12 protein-coding genes are annotated in these 11436 nt (G+C 68.7%); 4 read left to right on the top strand and 8 right to left on the bottom strand.

All coding sequences use genetic code 11. The features are described 5' to 3' along the window. Positions 1 to 75: 75 nt before the first annotated feature. Entirely contained in the window at positions 76 to 1164 is a 1089-nt protein-coding gene (locus H610_RS0104070; RefSeq protein ID WP_028238498.1) for a DUF2066 domain-containing protein, read from the bottom strand. Positions 1165 to 1491: 327 nt separating this feature from the next. Between H610_RS0104070 and purM the strand changes: the two genes are divergently transcribed. Genes purM through H610_RS0104050 form a run of 4 tightly spaced genes read left to right on the top strand, consistent with a single transcriptional unit; the run spans position 1492 to position 4572 of the window. Beyond that, on the top strand, positions 1492 to 2550 hold the full coding sequence (gene purM, locus H610_RS0104065; RefSeq protein WP_028238497.1) for a phosphoribosylformylglycinamidine cyclo-ligase: 1059 nt from the start codon (positions 1492 to 1494) through the stop codon (positions 2548 to 2550). Beyond that, on the top strand, positions 2550 to 3197 hold the full coding sequence (gene purN, locus H610_RS0104060; protein ID WP_028238496.1) for a phosphoribosylglycinamide formyltransferase: 648 nt from the start codon (positions 2550 to 2552) through the stop codon (positions 3195 to 3197). The genes purM and purN overlap by 1 nt, the downstream gene beginning before the upstream one ends. Before the next feature lie 8 nt (positions 3198 to 3205). Further along, positions 3206 to 3916 (top strand): DUF3108 domain-containing protein, encoded by a 711-nt coding sequence (locus H610_RS0104055; RefSeq protein ID WP_028238495.1) that lies wholly within the window; start codon positions 3206 to 3208, stop codon positions 3914 to 3916. Next, complete coding sequence (locus tag H610_RS0104050; protein ID WP_051231486.1) at positions 3913 to 4572, top strand: hypothetical protein; 660 nt, start codon at positions 3913 to 3915, stop codon at positions 4570 to 4572. Before H610_RS0104055 ends, H610_RS0104050 begins: the two co-directional genes overlap by 4 nt. A gap of 8 nt (positions 4573 to 4580) precedes the next feature. On the opposite strand, the gene H610_RS0104045 is transcribed toward H610_RS0104050, so the two are convergent. From H610_RS0104045 to H610_RS0104015, 7 genes are all read right to left on the bottom strand, one after another. Beyond that, positions 4581 to 5489 (bottom strand): DMT family transporter, encoded by a 909-nt coding sequence (locus H610_RS0104045; RefSeq protein WP_028238493.1) that lies wholly within the window; start codon positions 5487 to 5489, stop codon positions 4581 to 4583. A 95-nt stretch (positions 5490 to 5584) separates the two neighbouring features. Next, complete coding sequence (locus H610_RS0104040; protein WP_028238492.1) at positions 5585 to 5914, bottom strand: Na+/H+ antiporter subunit G; 330 nt, start codon at positions 5912 to 5914, stop codon at positions 5585 to 5587. Between the two features lie 10 nt (positions 5915 to 5924). Then, positions 5925 to 6194 carry a K+/H+ antiporter subunit F gene (locus tag H610_RS0104035; protein ID WP_028238491.1) on the bottom strand — a complete coding sequence of 90 codons (270 nt, stop codon included), beginning with the start codon at positions 6192 to 6194 and terminating at the stop codon, positions 5925 to 5927. Further along, positions 6179 to 6679 (bottom strand): Na+/H+ antiporter subunit E, encoded by a 501-nt coding sequence (locus tag H610_RS0104030; protein WP_028238490.1) that lies wholly within the window; start codon positions 6677 to 6679, stop codon positions 6179 to 6181. Before H610_RS0104030 ends, H610_RS0104035 begins: the two co-directional genes overlap by 16 nt. Continuing rightward, positions 6676 to 8178, bottom strand: coding sequence for a monovalent cation/H+ antiporter subunit D (locus H610_RS0104025; protein WP_028238489.1), 1503 nt, complete (start codon positions 8176 to 8178; stop codon positions 6676 to 6678). The genes H610_RS0104030 and H610_RS0104025 overlap by 4 nt, the downstream gene beginning before the upstream one ends. Beyond that, a complete protein-coding gene (locus tag H610_RS0104020; protein ID WP_028238488.1) occupies positions 8175 to 8504 on the bottom strand; it encodes a Na+/H+ antiporter subunit C in 330 nt (109 codons plus the stop codon). Before H610_RS0104020 ends, H610_RS0104025 begins: the two co-directional genes overlap by 4 nt. Then, positions 8504 to 11296, bottom strand: coding sequence for a monovalent cation/H+ antiporter subunit A (locus H610_RS0104015; protein WP_028238487.1), 2793 nt, complete (start codon positions 11294 to 11296; stop codon positions 8504 to 8506). Before H610_RS0104015 ends, H610_RS0104020 begins: the two co-directional genes overlap by 1 nt. Positions 11297 to 11436 lie beyond the last annotated feature (140 nt).

Here is an 11436-nt window from a genome sequence, read left to right as displayed (position 1 = left end):
GGCATCCCTGACATAGGTTCGCGCCCGGCCCGCCGTCCGAGGCTACGGCCTGCAGCGGCATACGGCCGGGCGGGCCTACCAGCGGTAATGCAGCACCTGGCGTCCGCCGGCAGGATCGACCAGCGGGCGTTCGGCAGGCGGCTGCGCGGCGTCCACCGATGGCTCCGACAGGGGCGGCACGGGCATGGCAGGCACCTGCACCGGCACGGGCGGCGTCTCGCTGGCCGGCACTTCCTGCAGGCGCGCCAGCGCCAGCTGCGAACGCAGCTGCTCGGGCGCGACCCGCAGGTGATAGACCAGATTGCCGCCCTCGAGCCGCACCAGCTGCGCGCCGAGCGGCTGCAGCAGGCGGTCGAGCTCGGCATACCGGGCCAGATCGGCACCCTCGACCCAGAGCGTCACCTCGGCGGCCTGGCCGGGATCGGCGACATAGCGCGGCGCCAGGTGATCGGTGACTGCCTGCATCACCGCGTCGGCGACCTGCTCCCGGCTGTCCCCGCTGGCCTGCCCCTGGCCGCGCTCCTCGCCGAGCCACAGGCGCCAGTCGGCCTGCCAGCGGCCCTCGCTCTCGCGCGCGTGCACGCTCATCAGCCCGTCGGCATCGTAACGCTCGGAGAGATCGTGCAGCGCGCCGGCATCGCCGGCGTCCAGCGCATCGGGAGTGGCCGCCAGTTGCTCGTCGAGATCGGCCAGCGGCAGGCGCAGCACCACGCCGCGATGCTGCGCCGCGTTGCGCAGCACGCTGGCGCCCTCCTGGCCGTCCCCCACCAGTTGCGTACCCTCGGCGCTGTCGAACAGCCACCAGCCGAGCAGCGCGGGACGGCTCTCGCCCCACAGCTTGACGCCGGCATCGCGCAGACCGCGCTGGACGGTGGCCGGGTCGAACTCGACGACCAGGCTGTCGCCCTTGTAGCCGTACTGGCGCACCAGCTGCTGCGGGTCCTGTCGAAGCGCGGCCACGGCCGAGGACTCGCTCACCGAGGCATCGCCGGTCAGCCGCCGCACCAGCGTATCGAAGGCCCGTTGCAGCGCTTCGTCACGCTCGCTCGCCTGCTGGCTGGCGACCGGCTCGCGCACCAGGTAGAGGTCGGCCAGGGTAGCCGCCTGGGCGGGCAAGACGAGCAACGCGCAACAGAGGGCGAACAGACGAACGAGCGGGCGCATGCGGGATCCTCGAGAGCGCGAGCGGGCGCCGCGCGATGGGAAAAGGGCAAAGGGCCTATACCTTAATCAGCCGCCCGACCAGCGGCAACCGACCACCCCACACGCGGCTCGTACAAACTGACCCGGGGAAGCGCCCGGGGTTTCCTCCGGCCGGCGCGGGATGGTGAGCCCGGGGCAAGCCTGATAAAATCGCGCGCCTTTCACTGGCGCGGTACGGCACAGGCCGGACCCTCGCGCCAGCACGGCCATCGCCGACGCGCCCGAGGCGCCGGCGCATCCGGCCCGGCCCTTATCCCCTCACGCACTCCAGCACAGGCCCGGACTCCCATGAGCAAGCAACCCTCCATCAGCTATAAGGACGCAGGCGTCGACATCGATGCCGGCGAAGCGCTCGTCGAACGCATCAAGGGCGTCGCCAAACGCACCGCGCGCCCCGAAGTGATGGGCGGCCTGGGCGGGTTCGGCGCGCTGTGCGAGATCCCCGCGGGCTACCGCAGGCCGGTGCTGGTTTCCGGCACCGACGGCGTCGGCACCAAGCTGCGCCTGGCGCTCAACCTGAACCGTCACGACAGCATCGGCATCGATCTGGTCGCCATGTGCGTCAACGACCTGGTGGTCTGCGGGGCCGAGCCGCTGTTCTTCCTCGACTACTACGCCACCGGCAAGCTCGACGTCGAGGTCGCCGCCCAGGTGGTCACCGGCATCGGTGCCGGCTGCGAAATGGCCGGCTGCTCGCTGGTCGGCGGGGAGACCGCCGAGATGCCCGGCATGTACGAAGGGGAAGACTACGACCTGGCCGGCTTCTGCGTCGGCGTGGTGGAAAAGGACGAGATCATCGACGGCTCCCGCGTGCAGCCGGGCGACGCGCTGATCGCGCTGCCCTCCTCCGGCCCGCACTCCAACGGCTACTCGCTGATCCGCAAGATCATCGAGGTGTCCGGCGCCGACATCGAGGCTACCCGGGTCGACGGGCAGCCGCTGGCCGACCTGCTGATGGCGCCCACGCGCATCTACGTCAAGCCCCTGCTGGCGCTGATCCAGCGCACCGGCGCGGTCAAGGCGATGGCCCACATCACCGGCGGCGGCCTGCTGGACAACATCCCGCGCGTGCTGCCCGAAGGCGCCCAGGCGGTCATCGACGTCGCCAGCTGGACCCGCCCCGCGGTGTTCGACTGGCTGCAGGCGCAAGGCAACGTCGACGAGACGGAAATGCACCGGGTGCTCAACTGCGGCGTCGGCATGGTGATCTGCGTGGCCCGGGACAAGGCCGACGAGGCCCTGGCGGTGCTGCGCGAACAGGGCGAGTCGCCCTGGCTCATCGGGCGTATCGAAAAGGCCGCTGAAGGCACCGCGCAGGTCCAGCTGAACAACCTGAAAACCCACTGATGCCCGATCCTTGCGATGTGGTGGTGCTGATCTCCGGCTCCGGCAGCAACCTCCAGGCGCTGATCGACAGCCAGGCCCCCGACAATCCGGCGCGCATCCGCGCGGTCATCTCCAACCGCGCCGACGCCTACGGCCTGCAGCGCGCCGCGGCGGCGGGCATCGCCACGCAGGTGCTGGATCACAAGGCCTTCTCCGGTCGCGAGGCGTTCGACGCCGCGCTGACCGAGGCGATCGACGGCTACCGCCCGCAACTGGTGGTGCTCGCCGGCTTCATGCGCATTCTCACCGCCGGCTTCGTGCGCCACTACCGCGGGCGCCTGCTGAACATCCATCCCTCGCTGCTGCCGCGCCACAAGGGGCTCGATACCCACCGGCGGGCGCTGGAGGGCGGCGACCCTGAGCATGGCTGCAGCGTGCACTTCGTGACCGAGGAACTGGACGGCGGCCCGGTCGCCGTGCAGGCGGTGGTGCCGGTGCACGCCGGCGATGACGTGACGTCGCTCAGCCAGCGCGTGCACGCCGCCGAACACCGGATCTACCCGCTGGCCGTGCGCTGGTTCGCCGAGGGGCGCTTGCGCCTGACCGACGGAGGCGCGATGCTGGATGGCCAACGACTGCCGGACACCGGCTTTCTCATCCGTCCCTAGGAGACCCTATGCGTAGTGCCCTGCTGCTCGTCCTCGCCCTGCTCGCCCTTCCGCTCCAGGCACTCGAGCTTCAGCCGTTCTCCGCCAGCTACACCGCCGACTGGAAGCAGGTGCCCATGAGCGGCACCGCCGTCCGCAATCTCACCGCCGAGGACGACGGCCGCTGGAAGCTGGAATTCGAGGCCTCGATGCTGGTGGCCGGCCTCAACGAACGCAGCACCTTCACCGTCGAGGGCGACACCTTCCTGCCCGAGCGCTACCGCCACGAACGCAGCGGCCTGGGCAAGGGCAAGCGGATCGACCAGCGCTTCGACTGGGCCGCCAAGCAGGTGGTCGGCACCTACCGCGGCGACCCCATCAGCCTGCCGCTCAACCGCGGCCTGCTGGACAAGTCGACCTACCAGGTGGCCCTGCAGCACGACGTCGCCGCCGGCAAGAAGAGCATGAGCTACCAGGTGCTCGACGGCGACGAGGTGGAAACCTACGACTTCCGCGTGCTCGGCGAGGAGACCGTCGAGACCAAGGCCGGACGGCTCGACGCGGTCAAGGTCGAGCGCGTGCGCGACCCGACGCAGAGCAAGCGCGAAACCCTGCTCTGGTTCGCCAAGGACTGGGACTTCCTGCTGGTGCAGCTCTACCAGGTGGAGAAGGACGGCAAGGCCTACCAGATCATGCTGCAGGAAGGCACGGTGAACGGCCGCACGGTCGAAGGCAAGTGAACCGCGCACTGCCCCTGGCCGGCCTGCTCGGGCTGCTCCTGCTCGGCGCCGGCTGCCAGACGAGGATGCCGGAAGGCGCCAAGCCGCCGCCCGGCGAACGCCTGCAGGGGCAGCTGCTGGCCATCGACGGAAACTGGTACCTGCAACCCTGCGGCAAGACCACCCGCCTGACCCTGGATGACGCCCCGGCGCTCGACCTCTTCCCCCAGGCACGCCGCCTGGCGGCCGCCGGCCCCGTTTACGCCGACCTGCGCGGCACGCTCAGCGCGCGCAACGGCACCTTCGAATCCGGGCGGTTCAGCCCCTCGCACCTCTATCGCCTGGAGAACGGCGATACCGTCTGCAGCGATCCCCTCTTCCCCCGCCTGGTGATGCGTGCCGGCGGCCAGCAGCCCGGCTGGCTGTTGACGGTGACCGCCGACGGCATGGCGCTCGAGCGCGAAGGCAGCGCGCCGGTGGTACTGCCCTATCTCGAGGAACAGCTGCCGGACGGCACGCTCGGGCTCAGCAGCGAGGCCGACGGCCAGCATTTCGAGGCCTGGGTCCGCCCTGCGCGCTGTGAATCGGCGCGCCTGGTCACGTCGCTGACCGCCGAGCTGCGGGTCGGCAGCGAACGACTGCGCGGCTGCGCGTACTTCGGCGGCGCGCGCCGCTGAAGCGCTCGTCAGTCGAGGGTCGCCGAGGCCGGCGGCGCCTCCACCCTGCCCTTCCACTGACTGAGCAGCACACCGAGGAACACCAGGCCGGCGGCACACAGTTGAGGGGCGTTGAGCCGCTCGCCGAGCAACAGCGCGGCGAACAGCAGGGTGAACACCGGTATCAGATTGATGAAGCCGGACGCCTGGCTGGCCGGCATCAGCGACAGCCCGTAGTTGTACAACCCGTAGGCGCCGACCGTCACCACCACGCCCAGGTAGGCCACCGTCAGCCATCCGCGGAGGCTGACGTCCGCCGGCAGCGGTTCGAACACCAGGGCGAGCGGCAGGAAGAACAGCGCACCGGTCCAGGCCTGCATCGCCGTCAGCAGGAAGGCCGAGTAGCGGCTGGCGAGGCGCTTGACGATGAGCATGTAGCCGGTGGCGCTGACCATCGCCAGGAATTCGAGGAAGTTGCCCAGCAACGGCGCCGGCGCCTGCTCGCTGGCCTCGCCGGCGAGGCTCAGCCATACCGCCCCCAGCAGCGCCAGCAGGAAGCCGGCCCAGGTCACCTTGCCGACCCGCTCGCCGAGCACGAAGAACGCACCCACTGCCACCATCAGCGGTAGCAGCGCGGTGATCATTCCGGCCTGCGAGGCACTGGTACGCTCCAGCGCCAGCGCTTCGAAGACGAAATAGAGGCACGGCTCGCAGACCGCCAGGCCGATCAGATACTTCCAGTCGCCCCGCCGGTACTCCCAGCGCCCCCGCCAGCGCCAGGCCAGCACGAACACCAGGCTGCCCAGTGCCATGCGGCCGAAGATGACCCACAGCGGCGGCAGTTCCTCGAAGGCGATTTTCAGCCCGATGAAGGCGCTGCCCCACAGCGCCATGGCCAGCACCAGGCAACCGATCGCGCCGGTCTTGAGCCGCTCCATTCACCATCACTCCCGGCAAAAGGACCGGAGTCTAGTCTCCGGCCAGGGGCCGGCACAGATACAGGAGGGACGCAGAACTGTGCCTGTCGGCGCTGTCAGTCCCAGGGCTTGCCGCGGGTCTTGGGAATGACCGGCAGGCGCTCCTGCAGGGCGGCCTTGGCCAGCATGTGGGCGCTGACCGGAGCGGTGATGAAGAGGAACAGCATGACGAGGATCTCGTGCAGGCTGCCACCCTCGCCCTGGCTGCTGAAGAACAGCATCGAGCCGAGCACCACGCCACCGACCCCCAGCGTGGTCGCCTTGGTCGGACCGTGCAGGCGGGTGAAGAAGTCCGGCAGACGGTACAGGCCTATGGCGCCGACCAGCGCGAACAGGCTGCCGAGCACGAGCAGGACACAGATGACGGCTTCGAGCCAGAGCGGCATGGTGTCTACCTCAGTCGATGATGTCGCCGTTGAGCAGGTGCTTGGCGACCGCCACGGTGCCGACGAAGCCCATCACCGCGATGAGCAATGCGGCCTCGAAGAACAGGTCGGTGTTCAGCCAGATGCCGAACAGCACGATCACGGCGAGCGCGTTGATGTAGAAGGTGTCCAGCGCCAGCACCCGGTCGGGCATCGAGGGCCCCTGGATGAGGCGGACGACGTTGAGGGTCGCGGCGACGCCCATGACGGCCATGCAGAACGGAATCACGTATTCGAGCATTCGAATATCTCCAGCAGCGGCGTCTCGTAACGGGTGCGTATCTCGGCCACCAGCGCCTCCGCATCCGGCGCATCGAGCGCATGCACCAGCAGAGTACGGCGGTCCTCGCTGAGCGAGGCCGATACGGTGCCGGGCGTGAGCGAAATGATGCTGGTGAGGGCCGTGAGCACGAACTCGTCGTCAATCCGCACCGGCACCTCGACGAAGGCCGGGCTCAGGCGCCCCTTCGGCCCCAGCACCAAGCGTGCGACATGCAGGTTGGCCACCACGATGTCGAGGATCACGCGCAGCAGGAAGCGCACCAGCAGCAGCGGACGGCGCACCCGCGGCACGGGCATGACGAAGGGGCCGACCAGCAGCGGGATGCCCCAGCCGAGGAAGGCGCCGAGCAGCACATGCCCGGGCGCCAGGGTGTTGTTGAGCAGCAACCAGAGCCCGGCCAGCGCCACGCTCAATGCCGGATGCGGCAGCCATCGGCGGATCATCGGGCACCTCCGCGGACGATGTCGAAATAGGGGCCGAGCTGGTGCACCTGCGCCGCGGCCGCCTGGACGTAGGCCTGGATCGGCTGCGCCGCGACGACCAGCACCAGGCTGCCCGCCAGCAGCCAGACGCAGGCGAGCAGCCGCACGCCGTCGGCCCTCTCGCGCAGCGGCGCCTCGTCGGTGGCCCGCCAGAACAGCAGACTGCCTGCGCGGCTCAGCGCGACGACCATGCCCAGGCCCCCGATCAGTACCACCGGCCACAGCGCCAGCGCCTGCTCGCCGGGCCCGACCGCACGCAGCAGCATGACCTTGCCGAGGAAACCGGACAGCGGCGGCAGCCCGGCGACCGAGATCGCGCCGAAGAAGAACATCGCGCCGAGCAGAAGGGGCTGCCGCAGGGCCGGCGACACCACCAGGCGGCCTTCCACCTCGCCGCGCTGGCGCACGATGAGATCGGCCAGCAGGAACAGCGCCCCGCTGATCAGCGTACTGTGCAGCAGGTAATAGAGGGCGGCCGACAGCCCCTGTTCGCTGCCCAGAGCGATACCGGCCAGCAGCGTGCCGACCGAGACCACCACCAGGTGCGCCATCAGCAACTGCAGCTCCTTGGCGGCCAGGGCGCCGAACACGCCGAACGCCAGGGTCAGCATCGCCAGGGGCCACAGCCAGGCCTCGATCATGCCGGCCAGCGTGCCCGCCGCATCGCCGTAGACCAGGCTGAACACCCGCACGATGGCGTACAGCCCGACCTTGGTCATGATCGCGAACAGAGCGGCCACCGGCGCGGTCGCCGAGGCGTAGGCACGCGGCAGCCACAGGTGCAGCGGCAGGATCGCGGCCTTCAGGCCGAACACCACCAGCAGCAGGAATCCGGCGGCCGCCAGCAGCGGGGCCTCCGAGGGCTCGGCGGCGGCGACCCGGACGCCGAGGTCGGCCATGTTCAGCGTCCCGGTGAGTCCGTAGAGAATGGCCGCAGCGATCAGGAACAGCGAGGAACCGACCAGGTTGAGCACCACGTAGTGCAGCCCCGCCCGCGCGCGCCCCGGTCCCTGTCCGTGCAGCAGCAGGGCATAGGACGCGATCAGCAGAATCTCGAAGAACACGAAGAGGTTGAACAGGTCGCCGGTGAGGAAGGCCCCGTTGATGCCCAGTAGCTGGAACTGGAACAGCGCATGGAAATTCGGCCCGCGGTCGTCGTCGCCGCGGCTGGCATAGAGCACCGCCGCGCTGGCCAGCACCGAAGTGACCGCAAGCATCAGCGCGCCCAGGCGATCGAGCATCAGCACGATGCCGAACGGTGGCTGCCAGTTGCCCAGCACATAGACGTGAATGCGGTCGTCGCCGGCCAGAACCAGCAGCCACCCGGCCAGCGGCATCAGCGCCCAGGTGGCGAGCACGGACAGCCAGCGCTTGAGGGCAGGGCTGGCACGATGAGCGATCAACAACCCGCTGCCGAAGAACAGCGGCAGCAACAGCGGCAGGATCAAGGCGTGGTTCATTCAGTCGGCTCCTGCCCGTCGACGTGGTCGGTCCCGACCTCCCCCATGCTGCGCAGCGCGAGCACGACGGTGAAAGCGGTCATGGCGAAGCCGATGACGATCGCCGTCAGCACCAGCGCCTGGGGCAGCGGATCACCGTAGCGCTCGCTGTGGCCGACGACCGCCACCGCGCCGGTCGCCAGGCGCCCCATGCTGAAGATGAACAGGTTTACCGCATAGGAAATGAGCGTGAGCCCCATGACCACCGGAAACACGCGCGCACGCAGCAACAGGTAGACGCCGCTGGTCACCATGATCCCGAGGGTGATTGCGAATAACGCCTCCATCACAACACCTCCTGGCCGGCTTCGCCCTTGCTGACATGACCGATGTTGGCGAGGATCATCAGGGTCGCGCCGACCACGGTCAGGAACACGCCCAGATCGAACAGCATCGCGGTGGCGAGCTCGAACTCCCCGGCCAGCGGCAAATGGAAATGCCCGAACGACGAGGTGAGGAAGGGATAGCCGAACGCCCAGCTGCCAAGGCCCGTCAGGCCAGCGATCATCACCCCGGCGCCGGCCATGCCGTGATAGCTGAAAGGCAGGCGCTCCTGGCTCCAGGGCACCCCGAGCGAGACGTACTGCAGGATCAGCGCCACCGCGGTGATCAGACCGGCGATGAAGCCGCCGCCGGGCAGGTTGTGCCCGCGCAGGAAGATGAACGCCGAGACCACCAGGGCGAGCGGCAGCAGCGCGCGCGAGACCACCGCGAGGATCAGCGGGTGACGGTCGCCCGACCAGGGCCTGCCGAAGTAGTCGAACGTCGGGTGCGGCAGGCGCAGCCCGTGCAGCAGCCCGAAGATTCCTACCGCGGCGATCGCCAGCACGCTGATCTCGCCCAGCGTATCAAAGCCGCGGAAGTCGACCAGGATCACGTTCACCACGTTGGTGCCGCCACCGCCGGGCAGGCTGTTTTCCAGGAAGAAGGACGCGATGCTGTCGTACGGACGGGTCAGCACCGCATAGGCGAGCAGCGCTACCAGCGTCCCGCAGCCGCCGGCCAGCACCAGGTCGCGCGTCCCGCGCAGGCTGCTGGACTCGGCGGGGGTGCGGTCCGGCATGAAATACAGCGCCAGCACCAGCAGGATCATGGTCACCATCTCGACCGACAGCTGGGTCAGCGCGAGGTCGGGCGCGGAGAAACGGGCGAATGCCAGCGCGACCATGAGCCCGGCGCCGCTGAGGATCATAAGGGCGACGATGCGGCGGCGATGGAAGACCACCGTCAACGCCGAGGTCACCGCCAGGATCGCCATGCCCAGTACCGTATAGGCATCGACCGGGCTGCGCGGCACCGACCCGCCGAGCTCGCTCAGCGGCACCAGCGCGACCACCACGGTCAGCAGCACGCTGCCGAGCATCAGCGCCAGGTAGCGCTGCAGCGAACCATTCTCAAGCAGTCGGTTGAGACGCCCGGAGGTGAGGATCACGCCCTTGATGACCTGGTCGAAGGTGAGCAGCGAGTCAATCGCCGGCAGTCCCTCGTACCAGCGGAACAGGAACTTGCGCAGCGAATAGATGAGGATGCCGCCGACCAGCGCGACCACGCTCATCAGCAACGGCAGGGAGAAACCGTGCCAGATCGCCAGGCTGTACTCCGGGACGTTGCCGACCAGGCTGGCGCTCACGGCGGCGGCGAGCAGGGGCGCGACCGTATAGCCCGGCAGCATGCCGACCAGCAGGCAGAGCAGCACCAGGATCTCCACCGGGATCTTCATGTACCGGGCCGGCTCGTGCGGAGGGAATTTCGGCAGGTCGATCGGGTCGCCGTTGAAGAAGACGTCATGGATGAAACGCAGCGAATAGGCCACCGAGAACACGCCCGCCAGGGTCGCGGCGACCGGAATGGTCCAGTAGAAACTGCCCAGCAGGTGCTGCTCGAGCGTCTCGGCGAAGAACATCTCCTTGCTCAGGAAGCCGTTCAGCAGCGGCACCCCGGCCATGGCCAGCGAGGCCACCATGGCCAGCGCGGCGGTGTGCGGCATGTACTTCCACATGCCGTTGACCCGCCGCATGTCGCGCGTGCCGGTCTCGTGGTCGATGATGCCGGCGGCCATGAACAGCGAGGCCTTGAAGGTCGCGTGGTTGATGATGTGGAAGATCGCCGCGACCGCCCCGAGGTGCGAATCCAGGCCGAACAGCAGCGTGATCAGGCCCAGGTGACTGATGGTGGAATAGGCCAGCAGCCCCTTGAGGTCGTGCTGGAACAGCGCCATGAAGGCGCCGATCAGCAGGGTCGTCAGGCCGGTCAGGCTGACCAGGTAGAACCACCACTCGGAGCCGGACAGCGCCGGGTACAGGCGCGCGAGCAGGAACACCCCCGCCTTCACCATGGTGGCCGAATGCAGGAAGGCGGAAACCGGCGTCGGCGCGGCCATCGCCTGCGGCAGCCAGAAGTGGAACGGGAACTGCGCCGACTTGGTGAACACGCCCAGCAGCACCAGGATCAGCGCCAGCGGGTAGAGCGCGTGGTTGCGGATGGTGTCGCCGGCGGCGAGCACCGCCGACAGCTCGAAGCTGCCGACGATGTGCCCCACCAGCAGGATGCCGGCAAGCAGGGCAAGGCCGCCGCCACCGGTGACGGTCAGCGCCATGCGCGCGCCCTGGCGGGCATCCGTGCGGTAGCCCCAGAAGCCGATGAGCAGGAACGACGACAGGCTCGTCAGCTCCCAGAACATCAGCATCAGCAGCAGGTTTTCCGATAGCACGACGCCGAGCATGGCGCCCATGAACAGCAGGAAATAGCCGTAGAAGCGACCGGTCGGCTCCTGCTTGGAGAGGTAATAGCGGGCGTAGAGGATGACCAGCAGGCCGATGCCGAGAATCAGCAGGCCGAACAGGAAGCCGAGGCCGTCGAGGCGCAGGCTGAGGTCAAGGCCGAGCTCCGGCAGCCAGCTCTGGCGGACGACGATCACTTCGCCAGCGAAGACGCGCTCACGCTGCCAGAGCAGCAGCACCAGCGCCGCGAGCGGCGCGAGGCCGGCGCCGAACGCACAGGCCGAGCGGCCGTAGCGCTCGAGCCACAGCGGCAGGACGATGCCCAGAAACGGCAAGGCAATGATCAACGCTAGCGCCATGTGCTAAACCCCTGAAGCCACCGCGTTACGAATGACGCGCAGAATCTCGACGGGTCGGATTTCTGCAATAGCCCTGACAAGGGCCGGTGATGGCCGCTGATTATCCATATCAATGGTCCCAGCGTCATGCCCTGATGATT

It is taken from the genome of Stutzerimonas azotifigens DSM 17556, from assembly GCF_000425625.1.
In the GTDB taxonomy this organism is placed as follows: Bacteria; Pseudomonadota; Gammaproteobacteria; order Pseudomonadales; family Pseudomonadaceae; genus Stutzerimonas; species Stutzerimonas azotifigens.
Note: the sequence above shows the minus strand (reverse complement) of the source record. Positions and strands in the feature narration are given on the sequence as shown.